The organism is Sphingobium sp. EM0848, assembly GCF_013375555.1.
Taxonomy (GTDB): domain Bacteria; phylum Pseudomonadota; class Alphaproteobacteria; order Sphingomonadales; family Sphingomonadaceae; genus Sphingobium.
Map to the genome: position 1 here is coordinate 3,201,120 of NZ_JABXWB010000001.1, position 19,058 is coordinate 3,220,177.

A 19,058-nucleotide genomic window follows, 5' to 3' on the forward strand; every position below is an offset into this window, starting at 1 on the left:
ACGCAGGGAGCGTGACGGGTTTCAATGGCATTGGCTGACGGACGGTTCGACCTGCTGGAAACGATGGCCTTCGATCCGGTCGACGGCATCCGATTGCTGGAATTGCATATGGAACGGTTGAGGGATAGCGCCACCGCGCTCGATTTCGCCTTCGACCGCCATGATGTGCGCAACGAACTGCAAGCCGCCACCTTCCGCTTGCGCGAACGCAGCCGTCTGCGCCTGCTCGTTTCGCGCAGGGGCTCCATCGCCATCGAAGTGCGCGAGCACCGCACCTGGCCGCAGGCGATCATGCATGTGGCCTGCGTGCCCCGCAAAACACCGGCAAACGACCCGCGCCTTGCGCACAAGACCACCGACCGCGCGCTCTACCGCGATGCGCTGAAACGCGGTGGCACCTATGAAGTGGTGATGACGGATGAGCAGGGCTTCCTGACCGAAGGCAGCTTCTCCTCCATCTTCGTCGAACGTGGCGACAAGCTGCTGACTCCGCCGCTGTCGCGCGGACTGCTTCCCGGCGTGCTGCGCCGCAGCCTCATCGACATGGGGGAGGCCATCGAAGCGGATCTGCGCCCGCGCGACCTTGAAAACGGCTTTTTCATCGGTAACGCGGCGCGCGGCATGGTGGCGGCGTCGCTGGTTCGCTGACAGGATCGCCCGCCGTTACGCCGAACGGAGGCCGGGCAGGGAAAACTGGCGGTTGCCCGATCTTTCGTTGCGCACTAAAGGACGCCGCGTCCGCCTTTGTTGCGGGCCTTGGGATTCTTCATTATGCCGCGATTTCTGGGCCAGCGGGCGGTCCGCCCGCTTTGAAATCGCTCTAGAGAAAGATTGTCACAATGAGCCAGACTTCCGCTGCCCTCGGTCGCATCCAGCCCTCCGCCACCCTGGCGATGAGCGCGCGCGTGAATGCCCTTAAAGCCGAAGGCGTGGACGTGATTGGCCTCTCCGCGGGCGAACCGGACTTCGATACGCCCGACTTCGTGAAGGAGGCGGGGATTGAGGCGATTCGCAAGAATCTGACCCGCTATACCGACGTCGACGGCACCGCCGACGTCAAGGAAGCCGTCGCCTTCAAGTTCCAGCGCGACAATGGCCTCGTCTACAAGCGCAGCCAGATCAGCGTGAACTCGGGCGGCAAGCACACCCTGTTCAACGCGCTGGTCGCGACCGTCGATGTGGGTGATGAAGTCATCATCCCGGCGCCCTATTGGGTCAGCTACCCCGATATCGTGAACTTCGCGGGGGGCACCCCGGTGTTCATCGAAGGCCCGGCGTCGCAGGGTTACAAGATCACCGCCGCCCAGCTGGAAGCCGCGATCACCCCGCGCACCAAATGGGTCATGCTGAACTCGCCCTCCAACCCCTCGGGCGCGGCCTATTCGGCGGCGGAGCTGAAGGAACTGGGCGAAGTGCTGCTGCGTCATCCGCATGTGCTGGTGATGACCGACGACATGTATGAGCATGTCTGGTACGCGCCGACTCCCTTCGCCACCATCGCGCAGGTCTGCCCGGACCTGTACGACCGCACGCTGACGGTGAACGGTTGCTCCAAGGCTTTCTCGATGACCGGCTGGCGCATCGGTTTCGCCGGCGGTCCCGAATGGATCATCAAGGCGATGGGCAAGCTCCAGTCGCAGTCGACCAGCAACCCCTGCTCGATCAGCCAGGCGGCGGCCGCCGCCGCGCTGACCGGCCCGCAGGACTTTCTCGAAGACCGCAACGCTGCCTTCAAGAAGCGCCGCGACATGGTTGTCGCCATGCTGAACGACGCGCCGGGCCTTGACTGCCCGACGCCGGAAGGCGCCTTCTACGTCTACCCCGACGCCAGTGGCCTGATCGGCAAGACCACGCCCAAGGGCGAGCTTATCAGCAGCGACGAGGCGCTGATCGGCTATTTCCTCGACGAAGCCCGCGTCGCCGCCGTGCACGGGGCCGCCTTCGGCCTCTCGCCGGCCTTCCGCATCAGCTACGCGACTTCGGAAGAGGTGCTGAAAAAGGCTTGCACCCGCATTCAGGAAGCCTGCGCAGCCCTGAAGTGACGAAATGGCCCTCCTCATCGGCAAGATGGGGAGGGGCGCACTCACCATCTGAATATTGAGTGGCGGGGCTGGCGCAATGCCGGTCCTGTTTTCATCATCTCAAAATCGGAAACGGAATTTTTCCTCCGCGCCGTCTTGTAGATGGAGCGGCGGGCGCTATATCCCGTTGCGAACCGAAACTGGTCTTGTCCCCGTCATCCATCGCTCCGCATGGCGCGTTGGTCGAACCCCTTCCCAAAGGGCGTTCATTCGGGGCTAAGCCGAGCGACCTTAATTGCCCCCGCTTGTGGTGGCCAAGACGACCGAAAGGAAGAACGCCATGACGGCATTCTTGAAATCCGACCTGTTCCTGCGCTTTCTGGGTGGGTTTGTGATCGGTGCGGTCGGCATGTTCGTGCTTCAGCCGAATGACGATCATTCAGCGCTGACGCCGCCCGCCATGGCCGCTTCGGTCAGCGCGGCCCCGGCAGCGGGCAATGCGGCGCTCTGACGGCATAGCCCTTGTCTTTCTGGCGGCTTTGGCCGTCGCTTCCCCGCTGCGCGCCGAGCGGCCGGTCCTTGCTCCTGTCCCAACCATCGATGCCACTCCGAGCAGCAGGCTCGAAACCGCCGTTTTCGCGGGCGGCTGCTATTGGGGCGTGGAAGGCGTTTTTTCCCACGTAAAGGGCGTGCATCTCGCCGTCTCCGGTTTCGCGGGTGGTCCGCGCAACCGCAAGGTCGACTATGAGCGCGTGAGCGAGGGCGACACCGGCTTCGCCGAGTCCGTCCGCGTCACCTACGATCCCGAACAGGTGAGCTACGGCACGCTGTTGCGCATCTTCTTCTCGGTGATCGTCGACCCGACGACGCTCAACTATCAGGGGCCGGATCATGGCACCCAATATCGCAGCGCGCTCTTTCCATTGAACGCGGAACAGGAGAAGGCAGGCAAAGCCTATCTCATCCAACTTGGCCAATCCGGCCTCTGGCAAGGTCCGATCGTTACTCGCGTCGAGCGCTTCACCGGCTTTCAGGACGCAGCCGCCGATCATCAGAATTTCATGACGCGAAACCCACGCCACCCCTATATCCTGCGCTGGGACGCGCCCAAGCTGACGGCGCTGAAGGCCATGTTCCCGGCGTTCTACAGTGAGAAGCCCTCGGCCTGACCCCTCTGATGGGGCGGTTAGGGTGGGTGGCGGACGGTCGGCTTTCTTTCTGAAACGGCAATTAACTGACGTTTCGTCCCGCACGTCGCGACTGCCATTCCACCATGGCGACGAGAGCTATCACCAAAAGACATGCGATGCGCCAGCCGCTGGAAAGATCAATAAAGAGCAAAAATAGAGGTGCAAGAGTGGCGACGAATAGATTGCCGTGGGCGCGACCATGACGCAGCTTTTCGAGAAAAAGAGAAATGGCGATGCCGACACCTACCAAAGCCAATATCGCGTAAAGTGCCGTATAAGCTAAAGCTGAGCCACCGAAATGCCTAAAAACGGCGCAGAGGATGCTGAGCAGTGCGACTACTAACCAAATGTCACGCGAAGGTTTGAACGAAGGCATTCAAAGGCTTGTAGCGTTGAACGGTCTGTCCGCAATTGAGAAACGAAATTGATCTCGAAACCGGCGATAAATGGTTACCCTCCGTCATCCATTGCCCAAACGAGAACGGGCGGAGCCTGTCGCCAGACTCCGCCCGATTACCTGATCTCTAAAAATCGAAGGCCGTTATTTCGGCGCCAGCACCATCAGCATCTGGCGGCCTTCCATGCGCGGATAGGCTTCGACCTTGGCGATCTCGCCGACATTCTCGGCCACGCGCTGGAGCAGCTGCATACCGAGCTGCTGGTGGCTCAATTCGCGGCCACGGAAGCGCAGGGTGATCTTCACCTTGTCGCCGTCGCCGATGAAGTCATGGACCTTCTTCATCTTCGTATCATAGTCATGATCGTCGATGTTCGGACGCATCTTGATCTCTTTGAGTTCCTGCGTCTTCTGGGTCTTGCGGGCGATATTCGCCTTTTTCTGGGCTTCGTACTTATATTTGCCGATGTCGAGGAACTTGCAGACCGGCGGATCGGCGGTGGGCGACACCTCGACCAGGTCCAGCCCGATCTCATAGGCGCGCTCAATCGCCTCCTGCGTATACATCACGCCCAGATTTTCGCCTTCGTCGTCGATCACGCGCACCTTGGGCACGGTGATGAACTCATTGTAACGGGGACCGGACTTCGGCGGCGGCGCCATCGGACGGCGCATCATTGGGGGACGTATAGTAGCTTCTCCTACGGTAGTTAAAACAACGACTCTGGCGGCGCTTTAGCGCAAAGCCGAAAGGGGCGGCAAGTCCGCAGTTGCGGATTCACCAACCCCATGTGGCATTGCTGCCTCACTGCATATCGGGCGCGAGCGCCTCTTTTGCAAGACGGGCGATGACATCCTCGACAGAAAGGATGGTCTGCCCTTCCTTGCCCAGCTCGCGCAGCGCCACCGTGCCCTCATCGGCCTCACGGCGGCCGACGACCAGCAAATTCGGCACTTTTGCAAGGCTATGCTCGCGCACCTTGTAGTTGATCTTCTCGTTGCGAACATCGGTTTCCGCCCGGATTCCCGCCGCCCGCAGCTTCTCCACGACCGTCTGGGCATAACCGTCGGCGTCGGACACGATGGTCGCCACCACCGCTTGCACCGGCGCCAGCCAGAGCGGGAATTTGCCTGCATAATGTTCGATCAGTATGCCGATGAAGCGCTCATAGGAGCCGAAAATCGCGCGATGGAGCATCACCGGCCGGTGCCGCTCGCCATCTTCCGCCACATAGGATGCGTCGAGTCGCTCCGGCAGCACGCGGTCGGATTGGATCGTCCCGACCTGCCAGGTCCGCCCGATCGCGTCGGTCAGATGCCATTCCAGCTTGGGCGCATAGAAGGCGCCTTCGCCGGGCAGCTCCTCCCAGCCATATTCCGGCGTGTTCAGCCCCGCTGCCGCGACGGCGTTGCGCAGTTCTTCCTCGGCCTTGTCCCACATTTCGTCCGTGCCGAAGCGCTTCTCCGGACGCAGCGCCAGCTTGATCGAATAGGTAAAGCCAAAATCCTTGTAGATCCGATCCGCCAGCGCACAGAAAGCGCGGACTTCCTCTACGATCTGATCCTCGCGGCAGAAGATATGCGCGTCGTCCTGCGTGAACTGGCGCACCCGCATCAGCCCATGCAGCGCCCCATGCGGCTCGTTGCGATGGCAGCAGCCATTTTCATAGAAACGCAGCGGCAGGTCGCGATAGCTTTTGATCCCCTGCTTGAAGATCAGGATGTGCGCCGGGCAGTTCATGGGCTTGAGCGCCATCCAGTCGGCATCATCCGACACCAGCGGGCCTTCATCCGCAACGTTCGGCACCTCGTCGGGGATCACGAACATATTCTCGCGATATTTGCCCCAGTGACCGGACTGCTCCCACTGGCGGGCGTCCATCACCTGCGGCGTCTTGACCTCGCGATAGCCCGCGTCGTCGATGGCGCGGCGCATATAGGCCTCCAGCGCGCGCCAGATCAGATAGCCCTTGGGGTGCCAGAAGACTGACCCATGCGCCTCCTGCTGGAGGTGGAACAGGTCCATCTCCGCGCCCAGTTTGCGATGGTCGCGCTTGCCCGCTTCCTCCAGCCGCGTCAGATGCGCGTCGAGCTGCTTCTTGTTGAGCCAGCCGGTGCCATAGACGCGGCTGAGCATCGCATTCTTCTGGTCGCCGCGCCAATAGGCGCCCGACACGCGGGTCAGCTTGAACGCCGCCGGATCGAGCTTGCCCGTCGAGGCCAGATGCGGTCCCCGGCACATGTCGAGCCACTCATTGCCCGACCAGTAGACCGTCAGTTCCTCGCCCTCCGGCAGTTCGGCGGCCCATTCGGCCTTGAACGTCTCGCCTTCGGATTTCCAACGGGCGATCAGCTCCTCGCGCTTCCACACCTCGCGGCGCAGCGGCTTGTTGGCGGCGATGATCTCGCGCATCTTCGCCTCGATGGCGGGCAGGTCCTCCTCGGTGAAGGGCCGATGCTTTCCTTCGATGACTGGGGGCGCGAAGTCATAATAAAAGCCGTCGTCGGTCGACGGCCCGAAGGTGATCTGCGTCCCTGGAAACAGCGCCTGCACCGCCTCGGCCAGCACATGCGCGAAGTCATGCCGCGCCAGTTCCAGCGCGTCGGCTTCGTCCTTCGCCGTGACCAGCGCCAGCTGCGAATCCTGCTCCAGCGGCCGCATGATGTCGCGCAGTTCGCCATCGACTCGCGCGGCGATGGCGGCCTTGGCCAGACCCGGCCCGATCGCCGCCGCAATGTCCGCCGGGGTAGTGCCGGGCGCGACTTCACGCACGGAACCATCGGGCAGGGTGATCTTGAGCATGGCGGACACGGGTGGTCTTTCTGTTGAAATGAGATTGCAGCGGCCGAAAAAGCCGCGCCTTCCCCATAAATGGGCCGCCCGTGCTGTCAATAGAAGCGTTCTGAAGTCGGCCGGAATGGCCGACGGCTCGCAGAACGCGGCAAACAGACGATCCTTAAGGGTCTTGCCAGAGCCCCGCCATCAGGGCATGTGTTATGTGTTGTTATATCATTATTTCAACAGGAGGGATGCAAATGGCTTTGAGCTTCGCAAGACCTGACAGCGCCGAGGGGGAGGCGCCCCTATCCGACATGAACACCACCCCGCTGATCGATGTGATGCTGGTGCTGCTGATCATGTTCATCATCACCATCCCGATCCAGACGCACAGCGTGGGCATCGATCTGCCGCAAACGCCGAAAAAGATCGTTCAGCCACCCATCGACACGGTCAAGAACCGCCTCGGCATCGATGCGGACGGCGTCATCCGCTGGAACGGCGCGGCGGTCGACCGTCTGACGCTCCGCCAATATCTCGCCGCCTCGCTGCGGATGCCGGTCGAGCCGGAACTCCAGTTCCAGCCCGACGCCGACGCCCGCTATGTGACAGTCGATGAAGTGCTGGCCGACATCCGTCGCGCCGGGGTCAAGAAGCTCGGTTTCATCGGCAATGAACGTTACGCCAGCTTCTGACCGGCTGTAAAATAAGCTTGTTGCTCTATTTCAGCGGGATAGCCGCCAAAGCGGGCCTGATTCCCCTTGACCAACGGCCCTCGGCATAGTCTTCTTCGGCCGGGGACTACAGGGGGGAACCATGGATCAGGAACGCATTGGCGGCGACGGCTTCGCCTTTGAAGGAAACTGGCGCGCCTATGCGCCCATCGCTTTCACCAATCTGCTGCTGACGATCGTGACGCTCGGCATCTACCGTTTCTGGGCGACCACCCGGACACGGCGTTATCTCTGGGCGAATACGCGCTTCATCGACGACCGGCTGGAATGGACCGGGACCGGCAAGGAACTGTTCCTCGGCTTTCTGATGGTGGTGGTGCTGATCGGTATTCCGTTCCTGTTCCTGCAATTCGGTGCGCAGGCGCTGGTGCTTCAGGGCCATGCGGGCTTGGCAAGCATTTTGACGCTCGCGGCCTTCGTCACCATCTTCTACATGGTCGGCCTCGCCCGCTTCCGTGCGCTGCGCTATCGGCTCAGCCGGACATGGTGGCACGGCATTCGCGGCGGCAGCGATGACCAAGGCTTCGGCTACGGCATTTCCTATATGTGGAAGAGCGCGGTCGGCAGTCTCGCTTTGGGGTTGATGATCCCCTGGTCGATGATGTCGCTGTGGAACGAGCGCTGGAACAAGATGAGCTTTGGCCCGCACAGCTTCGAGGCGGCGGGCGATCACGGCCCGGTCTTCAAGCGCTTCCTGCTTTTCTACCTGCTGCCTTTCATCATCATTGCACTGGTTGGTGTAGCGGCTGTGTGGGGCGGTTCGGGCTTGCGTGGGATGGGATCGGGAGGACCAACGACCGGCATGGTCCTGGCGTTCATGTTGGTTCCTCTTCTTGCCTATATTCTGTTCGGGATCATCACGCTCGCCTTCTACGCCAAATTCTTCCGGGAAGCGGTGGAAGGCCTGTCGCTCACCGGCCTCAACTTCCATTTCCATGCCCGTACCAAGGACTGGTTCCTGCTCTTCCTGGGCGACATCGCACTGGTGATCGCAACGCTCGGCATCGGGTCGATCTTCCTGCAATATCGCCACTGGAAATTCTTCGTGATCCATATGGGCGTGACCGGCGAAATCTACACCGACGAACTGACCCAGTCGCGGACCAAGGTCAGCCGCCATGGTGAAGGTCTGCTCGACGCGCTCGATGTGGGGGCATTCTGAACGGCATGTCGGATTTCCGGCTCTGGCATTATGACGGCGTCACCGCGGTCCGGCGGAGCGTGGAACTCCGCCGGACCGGGGAGGGCTTCGCGCTGGAGGAGCCGGAAAGCGGCTGGACCGGCACGCCAGTCGACTGGCGCGACCTTACCGTCGTCAGTATGGAGGGCGAGCACTCGGCCTATGGCCATCGTGCCATTCCCGGTTGGCGCATGGGCTTTTCCGGGCAAGCGCCGCAGGACATCGCTGCGCATCTGCCCAAGGCGGAGCGCTATGGCCGCTGGATCGACCGCTTCGGCTTCTGGCGGGCGGCGGGGGTGTTCATGCTGGTCGCGGGGCTGGTCGTCTGGGGCGCGCTGGAGGCTCCCGGCGTCATCGCCCCGCTGGTGCCGCGCGGCTGGGAAAACCGCATGGGCGACGCGATGGTCGGGGATTTCGGCGGCCGCTTCTGCCACACCCCGGCCGGCGATGCCGCGTTGCGGGCACTGGCCGGGCAGATCGATCCCCGGCATGAAGCACGCGAAATCGCCCTCGCCAATATCCCTATGGTGAATGCGGTGACGTTGCCGGGTGGACGGATCATCCTGTTCGACGGCCTCGTCCAGCAGGCCAAATCTTCCGATGAAGTGGCGGGTGTACTCGGTCACGAACTCGGCCATGTCCGCCACCGTGACACGATGACCGGGCTGATCCGCCAGCTTGGTCTCAGCGTGGTGCTGGGCGGGGCAGGGGGTAATGCGGGCGGTTATCTGAACGGGGTTCTGTCCTTGAGCTATGGTCGTGGCGCGGAAAGCGCAGCGGACGGCGTCGCCATCGACCAGATGCGCGAGGCGAAGATTTCTCCCGCCGCCACCGCCGCCTTCTTCGAACGCCTCGGTGGCAAGGAAGAGGGCGCGGAAGCGCGGGCGATGAGCTGGCTTTCCTCCCACCCGCTCTCCGCAGAGCGCCGTCGCCGCTTCGCCGCCGCAGTGACGCCCGGCGCCACCTATCGCCCTGCTCTGGACCCGGCTCAATGGCAGGCGCTGCGGACCGCGTGCGCGACCGACCCGAAAGTCGCCAAATTCTGGGACAATCCCTTTTAATGCCATGTCCCGGCGGTCGGAGACGTGGTTCCGTTTTCAAATGGCGAGCGGACTGGACAAGCGCCCGTTGCTTGACCAAATGATGGACCTGTCATGACCAAGCGCATCCTTCTCATCATTTCGGGCGGAATCGCGGCTTACAAGTCGCTGGAACTGGTGCGGCTGTTGCGCAAACGGGGGATTGCCGTGCGGGCGGTGCTGACCGAGAGCGCGGAAAAGTTCGTGACGCCCCTGTCGCTGGGCGTGCTGACCGAAGATCATGTCTATGGCGACATGTTCGACCTCAAGGAAGAGCGGGAGATCGGGCATATCCAACTCAGCCGCCAGGCCGATCTGGTGGTGGTGGTGCCCGCGACGGCGAATATGCTGGCCAAGATGGCGAACGGCATTGCCGACAATCTGGCGACGACGCTGCTGTTGGCGACCGACAAGCCGGTGCTGGCGGTGCCCGCGATGAATGTGCGGATGTGGCATCATGCGGCGACCCAGCGCAATATCGCGCAACTGCGGGCCGATGGCGTGCGGATCATGGAACCGGACAGCGGTGAGATGGCCTGCGGCGAGTTCGGCAAGGGGCGTTTGCCCGAGCCGGAAGCGATCGCTGCGGAAGTGACGCGGCTGCTGGCCTTGCCCCTGCCGGTCGATCCCCTGGCGGGGCAGCCGGATTTCGAGGGGCCGGATGCGGCGCTCGCCGGGCGGCATATACTGGTGACGGCGGGGCCGACGCATGAGCCGATCGATCCGGTGCGCTATATCGCCAACCGTTCCTCGGGGAAGCAGGGCTTTGCCATCGCGGCGGCGGCGGCGCGTGCGGGCGCGCGGGTGACGCTGGTGGCGGGGCCGGTGCATCTGCCGACTCCTGCGGGCGTGCATCGCGTCGATGTCGAGACAGCGCGGGAGATGCTGGCGGCGGTGGAGGCTGCCTTACCGGCCGACGCCGCGATCATGGTGGCTGCGGTGGCGGACTGGCGCACGGCGGACGCGGCGGACCAGAAGCTTAAAAAAGATGGGTCGGGCAAGCCGGCGCCTTTGGCCCTTGTCGAGAATCCCGACATATTGGCGACGCTGGGGAAGCATCCGAAGCGCCCGGCCCTGCTGGTCGGCTTTGCCGCCGAGACGCAGAAGATCGCCGAGCATGCGCAGGCCAAGCTGGCGCGCAAGGGCGCGGACTGGATCGTCGCCAATGATGTTTCGGGCGATGTGATGGGTGGAGACACCAACAGCGTGCATATCGTTTCCGCGGACGGTATCGAAAGCTGGGACAATCTGCCCAAGAACGCCGTGGCCACGCGTCTGATGGAAAAGGTCGCCAACGCCCTTTCCGCTCGTCGTCCCTGAGATTCGGCCGTTTGACCGTCGGTCCCGCGCTGCCGAAGGGATCGGCAGCGCGGTTGGTTCCGCATCAGATGCGCACGCGCACCCCGCCATAGACCGCGCGTCCGGCGGTCAGGAAACCGACATTTTCGACATAATGGTCGTCGAACAGATTCTCTACCCGGCCATAGAGCGAGATATTGCTGGTTAGCGCGACGTCCGCGTTCAGGTTGACGACGGTATACTCGTCCAGCCTTTCGGTCGCATAGGTGGCGAAGTTGGTGTCATATTGCTTGCCATTATACCGGACGGTCGCGGTCATGCCAAAGCGGTCGTCCGTGCTGCGCCAGGTCAGATTGGCGCTGCCGATATGTTTGGCACGGCGAACGAGCGGCATGCCGAACTCATCCTTCGCATCCAGATAGGTATAGGATGCGTCGAAACGCAGCGTCGGCAGGATCTTCGCGTTGATGGAAACCTCCACGCCCTCATGCGGCGAATTGCCCGGCGCGTTCACCACCGTGTAGACCGGCGCATAGACCGATACGATCATGTCGCGCAGCTTGGCGTTGAAATAGGTCACATCGATCCGCGCATTGCCGTTGAGGAAGGCCTGTTCGACGCCGACTTCCCAGCCGGTCGATTTTTCCGCCTTGAGGTTGGGGTTGCCGACGAAGCCGCTGGTCGGCGAATAGCCGAACAGTTCGGCGAAGGTCGGCGCCTTGATCCCGGTGCCGCCCGCCGCGTGCAGCCGCGTGCCGGTGTCGAAGTGATAGCTGGCCTGCGCGCGCCAGGTCGTGGCGTTGCGGAAACGGTCGTTGTCGTCATGGCGCAGAGCGATGCCGATGCCGCCGCGATCATCCAGTTGCAGCTGATACTGGCCGACAAAACCCCAGTTCGTGATCCGGCGGCGCGGATTGGCGGCGGAAACCTCGCCGCGGTTGTGGAACTGTTCGCGCTCATAATCGATGGCGCCTGTCAGCACATGGGACAGCGGCCCGGTCGAACCCAGCTTCAGGGTCGAAACCCAGCTTGCCTTGGTGCGCTGGCCATGGGTGCCGTAGGTGATGGCGCCGTCATCGTCCAGAAAGATGCGCTTGCTGTCCTGCATCTGGGCGCTGAAATCGTTGATCCACGGCCCGTCCGCCCCGACGGTCGCACCGACCAGTCCATAGAAGGCGTCATTCCGGTAGGAGCCGCCCGCGTCGATCGCATTGCCGGTGAAGACATAGTCCTGGCTGTTGGTATCCGCGTCGATGTGATTGTAGCGCGCCACGGCCCGCAGCGCGACGGAGCCGGCCTGATAGCCGATCTTGCCGCTGACCGTGCCGATCTTCGAACCGATGTCGCGCGATCCGCCCGGCGCCACGACATAGCCGCCAATGCCGGAATAGGAGCCGGTCAGCGCATAATCCATGTCGCCCACGGTGCCCGCGCCACGGACGGCGCCCTGCAACGTGTCGAAGGAGCCGCCCTCGATCCGGCCCGAAAAGCCCGGCAGATCGCGACCGCTGGCGGTCAGGTAGCTGATCACGCCGCCGATCGCATCGGAACCGTAAAGCGCGCTCTGCTCGCCGCGCAGCACCTCGATCCGGGCGCCTTCGTCGGCAAAGAGCGTCGCGAAATCATATTCGCCATAAGTCGCGTCGGACGCTTCGATGCCATCAATGACCATCAACGTGTGATTGCTCTCCGCGCCGCGAATGCGCACCTGCGTCAACCCGCCGACCGGCCCGGTGCGGGTCACGGCTATGCCGGGCACGTCGCGCAGGACGTCCGACACGATCTGCGTCTGCCGGTCGCGCAGGGCCGTCGTGTCCAGCACGGTGACGGACGTGCCGAAGGTCGCGGTCGATATGCCGCCCGCCGCGCGGGTGCCGGTGACGATAATCTGGTTCGTGACCATGTTTTCCTGGTCCGCGTCCGAAGCCTGCGCAAAGGCAGCGCTGCTCCAGGCAAGAGCAAGACAGGAGATGGCAATCGCGTTTTTCATGAAAATACCCCCTTGGCGCCTGAGCAGGCCGGGCGGGGCGTACCGATCCGTCCGACAAGGCGTGAACCCTGCCGGACATGCGACGGTCGGCCTGCATCCATGACCGGGCGCTCGCCCACGGACGCAAAGCCGCGCGGCCCCAGCCGCTTCGTTCGTCGCTCAGACGGAGAGTTACCGTGCCCCGGCCATCCCCTGGGCCAAAGCAAGAGCGACCAGACGCCGGCAGGTCTCCTGGCTCGCGGGTCATCGCTTGATGCACGACCTTCCCAGACCTCGCAGGATTTTGCGTTGGCCCAGTGGCTGGCGGCAGGACATCATGTCCCGGCCGCCTGTGCATCGCGCTCGCCGCTCACAGTTGCAGGGACAGCCACGGTTCCGAGGATTTCCTCTTGCCGCATTCCCTATTAAGCCCCTTTCGGGACACCGGCGCGATCTGGGATCGGGCATGCCCGATCCGGGGCAAGCGCATAGGCGAAGCGCAACGCTTTGTCCATTTCCCAAACGGGAAGGCCCGTCGGGGCCGTGGCGGAGCTTCCCCTTTCAGGATCGGAAAGGATGGGCTAGCCTGCGCGCGAACGAAACGTCCACTCCGATGTCACTGAGGAACTGTCTTGAGCGCCCAATTCGAACTGAAAATTCTCGACCAACGCATTCACGAATGGGGCCTCCCGGATTTTCAAACGGACATGTCGGCGGGAATCGACATGTATGCGTGCCTCGACGCTCCGCTGGAATTGCAGCCGCAGGCCGATGCGGTCCTGATTCCGACGGGCGTGGCGATCCTGATGAACGACCCGAATGTGGTCGCCTTTCTGCTCGCGCGCTCTGGCCTCGGCCACAAGAAGGGGGTGATATTGGGGCAGTCGGTCGGGACGATCGATGCCGATTACGCCAATCAGATCTACATCAGCACATGGCTCAGGACACCGCCGGGAAGCGAGCCGGTCATCGTCAATCCCGGCGACCGAATCGCCCAGCTCGTATTCCTTCCCATTCTGCGGCCGACGTTCAGGGTCGTGCCGGAATTCAGCGCCACCACGCAGCGCGGGCTGGGGGGATTCGGATCGACGGGATCGTAGATGCCATGGGCAATGAAGCCGCCTTCATCCGGGGAGAAATCATGACCCACGGCGCCGTGCCCCTTGCCTCAGCCAAGGAACTGGACGGGGCAGTCGGGGGTTCATCCGCTTTAGGGTCGATAGGAGCGCCCTCCTCATGACCGACGAGCAGCTGGAGCGCTATGCCCGCCATATCGTGCTGAAGGAGATCGGCGGCGCGGGGCAGGCCCGGCTGCTGTCGGCGGATGTGGCGGTGATCGGCGCGGGTGGAATCGGAAGCCCGGCAATCCTGTATCTCGCGGCGGCGGGCGTGGGTACGATCCGGGTGATCGATGACGACGCGGTCGCTCTTTCCAACTTGCAGCGCCAGATCCTGTTCGGAACCCAGGATATCGGCGCGCCCAAGGCGGAGGGCGCGATGGCGGCGGTGGCGCGGCTCAATCCCGATGTGAAGCTGATTCCTATCAACGCCCGGATCGACGCGGATAATGCCGCGCTGATGCTGCGTGCGGCCGATGTGGTGCTGGATGGCTGCGACAGTTTTGCGACGCGGCTGGCCGTGGCGGATTGCGCGCAGGCGTTGCGCATTCCGCTGGTGTCGGCGGCGGTCGGGCCTTTCGAGGGGCAACTCGCCACCTATCGCGGGTGGGAGGCGGGCAAGCCTTGCTACCGCTGCCTCGTCGGATCGCCGGAGGATGCGCCGGAGCGCAATTGTTCCGAGACGGGCGTGATCGGGGCGCTGACCGGGGTGATGGGCAGTCTGGCGGCGCTTGAGGTGATCCGGTCGCTGGTGCCCTTTGGCGAGGATATGGCGGGCCGGTTGCTTCTGGCCGATTTGCTGTCGATGCGATTCCGCACCGTGGCGGTGTCCAAGGACCCGGCCTGCTCCGCCTGCGCCACAATATTATGCGCGAACTGAGGATCGTCGTTGCGACGGCCGATGCGGAGCGGCTGCGCGGGGCGCTGGTGATGGCGGCTGCGCACGCGGCGCTGGGCGGACAGGCGGCGGTTTTTCTGCAACTGGAAGCGGTAGGATTGCTGCGGACGCCGGTGGAAGCGCCCCAGGATGCGGCGCATCGGGCAGCGGGACTGCCTTCGCTCGCGGCGTTGATCGAAGAAGCCTTGGGGCTTGGTGTCGCCCTGCTGGCCTGCCAGAGCGGGCTGGCATTGTGCGGGCTGCTGGTGGAGGACTTGCCGCCCGGCGTGGAAGCCGGAGGGCCAGTCGCCTTTCTTCAGCAGACAGGGGATGAGGCTCGCCTGCTCTTTGTGTGAAGAGACTTTATAAGAAGACCTCGGCCGCAGCCATCGCTCCCGCGCCGGCCACCCCCGCGAGCAGCGCCACCACCATATAGCGCCACCCGGCTCCGACGCGAATCAGCTTCACCTCGGGAAGGGGCGGCGGCGGAGGCGCGCCGCCCTTTTCCGGGAAGGCCTCCTCGATCCGCTTCACCAGCCCCGGCAGCCGCTGCACGATCCGCCAATGCTCGATCAGCGCGTCGGCCGCCTTCGCCTCCGGTCCCAGTTCCGACCGCAGCCATTCCTTCACATAGGGGCCACTCGTCTCCCACAGGTTGATGTCGGGATCGAGCGAGGTCGCCACGCCCTCCACCATCACCATGGTCTTTTGCAGCAGCAGCAGATGCGGCTGGGTCTGCATGTCGAAATCGCGGGTGATCGCGAACAGCCCGTCCAGCATCCCGCCGACCGACAGTTCGCGCACAGGCTTGCCGCGCATCGGCTCGCCCACGGCGCGCAGGGCTGTGGCGAACTCCTCGACATTATGATGGCCCGGCACATATTGCGCCTCGAAGTGGATCTCCGCCACGCGTTTGTAGTTGCCGGTGATGAGGCCGTAGAGAATCTCCGCCAGCCACATCCGCGCTCGCCGGTCGATCCGCCCCATGATGCCGAAGTCGATCGCGACGATATCGCCATTGTCGCGCACGAACAGATTGCCCTGATGCATGTCGGCATGGAAAAAGCCTTCGGCAATCGCCTGCCGCAGGAAGGCGTTGACCAGCCGCGCCGCAATCTCCTTGACGTCATGACCGGCAGCGACCAGCGCATCGCGGTCGGAGATCTTGATCCCGTCGATCCACTCCATGGTCATGACCTTGCCGGTCGTGCGGTCCCAGTCGATGGCGGGCACGCAATAGCCCGGCATCGCTTCCATCGCCTCGCCCAGTTCGGACGCCGAAGCCGCCTCGCGCCGCAGGTCCAGTTCGCGCGCCGTCCAGCGTTTCAGATTTGCGATCACCAGCCGGGGCCGCAGCCGCGCCAGTTCTCCCCCCAGCATCTCGACATGGGCGGCGGCCCATTCATAGGTCTGGATGTCCCGGTTGAACTGATCGATGACGCCGGGGCGGATGATCTTCACCGCCACGTCGCGCCCCTCGACCGTCACCGCCCGATGCACCTGCGCGATGGAGGCTGCGCCGACCGGCTCCTGGTCGAAGCGGCTGTATATCGCCTCCAAAGGCCGTCCGAAACTCTGCTCGATCTGGGCGCGGATGATGGCGAAGGGCACCGGAGGCAGGGCGTCCTGCAACCGCAGCAGGTCGTTCGCCGCATCTTCGCCCACCAGATCGGGCCGCGTTGCCAGTGTCTGTCCCAGCTTGATTGCCGCCGGCCCGATGGCTTGAAACGCATCGGCATAGCGCGGCTGGCGGGGGACGCGTGCGCCAAAACGCGCCACCCGCACCAGTCGCCGTATCGGCGTGGGCGTCAGCGGGTCGCGCTCAATCCCAGTCAGCGCGCCATGGCGTGCCAAGGTGCGGCCCCATTTCAGCAGCCGCCAGATATGTGTCAGATGGGAAGGCACGGGACGTCAGATCTTCCAGCCCGAATGAATCGCGACCAGCCCGCCGAGGATCGGTTCGACCCTGGTCTGCACGAACCCTGCCTCGCGGATCATCCGTTCGAACTCCGGCATGGGCGGGAAGCGCCGGATCGATTCGATCAGATAACGATAGCTGTCTTCGTCATCGGCCAGCAATTTGCCCAGCTTGGGCACCAGCCGGTGCGAGTAAACATCATAGACATCCGAAAAGCCCGGCCAGGTCGTGGTCGAAAATTCCAGGCAGAAAAACCGCCCGCCAAACTTCAGCACCCGATGCGCCTCGCGCAGCGCCTTGTCGATATGAGTTACATTGCGGATGCCGAAGGCGATCGTATAGGCGTCGAAAGCCCGGTCTGCGAAGCTCAGCTCTTCGGCATTCTGTTCCGACCAGATGAGACCTTCCAGGCCCTTTTTCTGCGCCCGCTCGACGCCCACGGCCAGCATTTCCGGGTTGATATCCGACACCGTGACCTGTGCTCCATGCCGATGCATGCGGAACGCAATGTCCCCGGTGCCGCCCGCCATGTCGAGAATCTGCTCGTCCCGGCGCGGTTTCACGCGATTGATGAACTGGTCCTTCCACAGGCGATGCGCGCCGCCCGACATGGCGTCGTTCATCAGGTCATATTTGGACGCCACATTGGAGAAGACGGCACGGACCATCCCCTGCTTTTCGGCGGCTTCGACATCGCGATAGCCAAAGGAAGCGGTTTCACTCATGGCGGAGCCTCCTAGAGCGATTTCAAGGGAAATGGAAATATTTCCCGGCTCGGAAATCATGGCGGAAAAGCCTGTCCCTCACCCATATGGGAAGCCGACTGTTTCTTTAGGCCCGCGCATGACTAAATAGGCGTCATGCCTGAACTTCCCGAAGTCGAAACCACCGTCGCCGGCCTCCGCTCCGTACTGGAGGGGGCCGTCCTTACCCGCGTGGAGGCACGCCGCGCCGACCTGCGCTTCCCGATCCCGGTCGATCTGCGCCAGCGCCTTACCGGCGCGACCGTCACCGCCCTGTCCCGCCGCGCCAAATATGGGCTGATCGACACCGACCGGGGGGACACGCTGATCTTCCATCTCGGCATGTCCGGCCGCTGGAGAATCGACCCGACGGAAATCGGCGCGCACGACCATCTGCTGATCGAGACCGGGGCAGGGCGGCTGCTCTCTCTGAACGATCCCCGCCGCTTCGGTTCGCTGGACCTTGTCCGCAGCGAGGCGTGGGAAAGCTACAACCCCTTCACCCGCATGGGGCCGGAACCCCTTGGTCCCGACTTCACCGCCGCCGCTCTGGCGACGGCGCTCAAGGGAAAGGCGACCTCGATCAAGGCCGCGCTGCTCGACCAGCGCATCGTCGCGGGCCTCGGCAATATCTATGTGTGCGAAGCGCTGAATATGGCGGGCATCGCGCCGAGCCGGGAGGCAGGGAAGATCAGCCGTCCCCGACTCACCCTGCTTGTCGAGGCGATTCGCGAAGTTCTGACCGCCGCCATCGCCGCCGGCGGATCGACCTTGCGCGACTATGCCCGGCCAGATGGCGAACTCGGCTATTTCTCCAAGCAATGGCGAGTCTATGGCCGGGAAGGGGAGCCATGCCATTGCGGCACGCTGATCCGCCGGCGCGTGGATGGCGGCAGATCGACCTTTTTCTGCCCGAAATGCCAGAAATAGCGGGGGGCTCAGCGGTTGACGCCCTCTGCGATCCCCTGTATGGGGCGCACCTTCACAGGGCCCGTTGGCGATTCCGGCAGGCCCTTTTCACGAGATTTGACGAGAACCGAGGACAGTAAATGGCCAATACGCCGCAAGCCAAGAAGCGCATCCGCCGCAACGCCCGTCGCGCCGAAATCAACGGTGCCCGCATCAGCCGGATTCGTACCCTGGTGAAGAAGGTCGAAACCGCTCTCGCCGCTGGCGACAAGGCCGTTGCGACCACGGCGCTTCAGGCGGTCCAGCCGGAACTCGCCCGCGGCGTTGCCCGTGGCGTGCTGCACAAGAACACCGCGGCCCGTAAATTCGGCCGTCTGACGAAGCGCGTCAGCGCACTCGGCTAAGCCCTAGCCCTTTTACCGTCAGCTCGAATTTTTGCCCGCCCCGCATTTGCGTGGGGCGGGCTTTTCACGTTTCATTCACCGAACAGTCATTTTCGACGACCTCAGGATTCCCGCCGATTCCCACCCGATTCGGATCGTCAGCCCATAGATATGTCGAAATAAATATATGAAAAATAAGAATAATTTTCCAAAGCCGGGTTTTCCGCGCATTTGCTGAGTCAACGGCTTTATTTCACATTTTTGACCGGACATGCCCTTGATCCGGCGAAGAAGGCCTGTCTATTTTGACCCTCCGGCCGCCACTCGAATCAAATTTCCGGCGGCCATCAGAAGGTTAGTTGACGCAAGACAGTCGGATAGGCGGAAGCTTTTCCGGAAGGTGTTTCTGCGTCTTGAATCGCCCCTGCCTATGGGGGTGCAGTTGATGGGGGTCGACTGTTT

Annotated in this window: 19 protein-coding genes and 1 riboswitch; of the genes, 13 read left to right on the top strand and 6 right to left on the bottom strand. The window is 63.2% G+C overall.

What is annotated here, in order from left to right; all coding sequences use genetic code 11:
* The first annotated feature begins 24 nt into the window (after positions 1 to 24).
* From HUK73_RS15595 to msrA, 4 genes are all read left to right on the top strand, one after another.
* Positions 25 to 648, top strand: a complete 624-nt coding sequence (locus HUK73_RS15595) for an aminotransferase class IV (protein WP_176592720.1) — start codon at positions 25 to 27, stop codon at positions 646 to 648.
* A gap of 191 nt (positions 649 to 839) precedes the next feature.
* Positions 840 to 2,042: a pyridoxal phosphate-dependent aminotransferase gene (locus tag HUK73_RS15600; protein WP_176592721.1), complete on the top strand. Its 1,203-nt coding sequence runs from the start codon at positions 840 to 842 to the stop codon at positions 2,040 to 2,042.
* A gap of 319 nt (positions 2,043 to 2,361) precedes the next feature.
* Positions 2,362 to 2,532, top strand: coding sequence for a hypothetical protein (locus HUK73_RS15605; RefSeq protein WP_176592722.1), 171 nt, complete (start codon positions 2,362 to 2,364; stop codon positions 2,530 to 2,532).
* Positions 2,519 to 3,190, top strand: coding sequence for a peptide-methionine (S)-S-oxide reductase MsrA (msrA, locus tag HUK73_RS15610; RefSeq protein ID WP_176592723.1), 672 nt, complete (start codon positions 2,519 to 2,521; stop codon positions 3,188 to 3,190). Before HUK73_RS15605 ends, msrA begins: the two co-directional genes overlap by 14 nt.
* Positions 3,191 to 3,251: 61 nt before the next feature.
* On the opposite strand, the gene HUK73_RS15615 is transcribed toward msrA, so the two are convergent.
* The 3 genes from HUK73_RS15615 to thrS form a co-directional block, all read right to left on the bottom strand.
* A complete protein-coding gene (locus HUK73_RS15615) occupies positions 3,252 to 3,587 on the bottom strand; it encodes a hypothetical protein (protein WP_176592724.1) in 336 nt (111 codons plus the stop codon).
* A 165-nt stretch (positions 3,588 to 3,752) separates the two neighbouring features.
* Positions 3,753 to 4,286: a translation initiation factor IF-3 gene (gene infC / locus HUK73_RS15620; RefSeq protein ID WP_021238112.1), complete on the bottom strand. Its 534-nt coding sequence runs from the start codon at positions 4,284 to 4,286 to the stop codon at positions 3,753 to 3,755.
* 127 nt (positions 4,287 to 4,413) lie between these two features.
* Complete coding sequence (gene thrS, locus HUK73_RS15625; protein WP_176592994.1) at positions 4,414 to 6,411, bottom strand: threonine--tRNA ligase; 1,998 nt, start codon at positions 6,409 to 6,411, stop codon at positions 4,414 to 4,416.
* Positions 6,412 to 6,644: 233 nt separating this feature from the next.
* On the opposite strand from thrS, the gene HUK73_RS15630 reads away from it, so the two are divergent.
* The 4 genes from HUK73_RS15630 (at position 6,645) to coaBC (ending at position 10,700) form a co-directional block, all read left to right on the top strand.
* Positions 6,645 to 7,082 (top strand): biopolymer transporter ExbD, encoded by a 438-nt coding sequence (locus HUK73_RS15630; RefSeq protein ID WP_176592725.1) that lies wholly within the window; start codon positions 6,645 to 6,647, stop codon positions 7,080 to 7,082.
* 121 nt (positions 7,083 to 7,203) lie between these two features.
* Positions 7,204 to 8,283, top strand: a complete 1,080-nt coding sequence (locus HUK73_RS15635; RefSeq protein ID WP_176592726.1) for a YjgN family protein — start codon at positions 7,204 to 7,206, stop codon at positions 8,281 to 8,283.
* 5 nt (positions 8,284 to 8,288) lie between these two features.
* The gene (locus tag HUK73_RS15640) at positions 8,289 to 9,362 is read left to right on the top strand and encodes a M48 family metallopeptidase (protein WP_176592727.1); all 1,074 of its coding nucleotides are present in this window, start codon (positions 8,289 to 8,291) and stop codon (positions 9,360 to 9,362) included.
* Between the two features lie 93 nt (positions 9,363 to 9,455).
* On the top strand, positions 9,456 to 10,700 hold the full coding sequence (gene coaBC / locus HUK73_RS15645) for a bifunctional phosphopantothenoylcysteine decarboxylase/phosphopantothenate--cysteine ligase CoaBC (RefSeq protein ID WP_176592728.1): 1,245 nt from the start codon (positions 9,456 to 9,458) through the stop codon (positions 10,698 to 10,700).
* Between the two features lie 64 nt (positions 10,701 to 10,764).
* On the opposite strand, the gene HUK73_RS15650 is transcribed toward coaBC, so the two are convergent.
* Positions 10,765 to 12,669 (bottom strand): TonB-dependent siderophore receptor, encoded by a 1,905-nt coding sequence (locus tag HUK73_RS15650; RefSeq protein WP_176592729.1) that lies wholly within the window; start codon positions 12,667 to 12,669, stop codon positions 10,765 to 10,767.
* Between the two features lie 203 nt (positions 12,670 to 12,872).
* A riboswitch (cobalamin riboswitch) is annotated at positions 12,873 to 13,112 on the bottom strand.
* A gap of 168 nt (positions 13,113 to 13,280) precedes the next feature.
* On the opposite strand from HUK73_RS15650, the gene dut reads away from it, so the two are divergent.
* The 3 genes from dut (at position 13,281) to HUK73_RS15665 (ending at position 14,999) form a co-directional block, all read left to right on the top strand.
* On the top strand, positions 13,281 to 13,748 hold the full coding sequence (gene dut / locus HUK73_RS15655) for a dUTP diphosphatase (RefSeq protein ID WP_176592730.1): 468 nt from the start codon (positions 13,281 to 13,283) through the stop codon (positions 13,746 to 13,748).
* A gap of 136 nt (positions 13,749 to 13,884) precedes the next feature.
* Entirely contained in the window at positions 13,885 to 14,646 is a 762-nt protein-coding gene (locus tag HUK73_RS15660) for a HesA/MoeB/ThiF family protein (RefSeq protein WP_176592731.1), read from the top strand.
* Positions 14,634 to 14,999, top strand: a complete 366-nt coding sequence (locus HUK73_RS15665) for a DsrE/DsrF/DrsH-like family protein (protein WP_176592732.1) — start codon at positions 14,634 to 14,636, stop codon at positions 14,997 to 14,999. Before HUK73_RS15660 ends, HUK73_RS15665 begins: the two co-directional genes overlap by 13 nt.
* A gap of 7 nt (positions 15,000 to 15,006) precedes the next feature.
* Here the strand turns inward: HUK73_RS15665 and ubiB are convergent, their stop codons facing one another.
* Complete coding sequence (gene ubiB, locus HUK73_RS15670) at positions 15,007 to 16,548, bottom strand: 2-polyprenylphenol 6-hydroxylase (protein ID WP_176592733.1); 1,542 nt, start codon at positions 16,546 to 16,548, stop codon at positions 15,007 to 15,009.
* Positions 16,549 to 16,554: 6 nt separating this feature from the next.
* Complete coding sequence (locus tag HUK73_RS15675; RefSeq protein WP_176592734.1) at positions 16,555 to 17,286, bottom strand: class I SAM-dependent methyltransferase; 732 nt, start codon at positions 17,284 to 17,286, stop codon at positions 16,555 to 16,557.
* 135 nt (positions 17,287 to 17,421) lie between these two features.
* Here HUK73_RS15675 and mutM point away from each other — a divergent pair, with 135 nt between their 5' ends.
* The gene (mutM, locus tag HUK73_RS15680; protein WP_176592735.1) at positions 17,422 to 18,234 is read left to right on the top strand and encodes a bifunctional DNA-formamidopyrimidine glycosylase/DNA-(apurinic or apyrimidinic site) lyase; all 813 of its coding nucleotides are present in this window, start codon (positions 17,422 to 17,424) and stop codon (positions 18,232 to 18,234) included.
* Positions 18,235 to 18,353: 119 nt separating this feature from the next.
* Entirely contained in the window at positions 18,354 to 18,617 is a 264-nt protein-coding gene (rpsT, locus tag HUK73_RS15685; protein WP_176592736.1) for a 30S ribosomal protein S20, read from the top strand.
* Positions 18,618 to 19,058 lie beyond the last annotated feature (441 nt).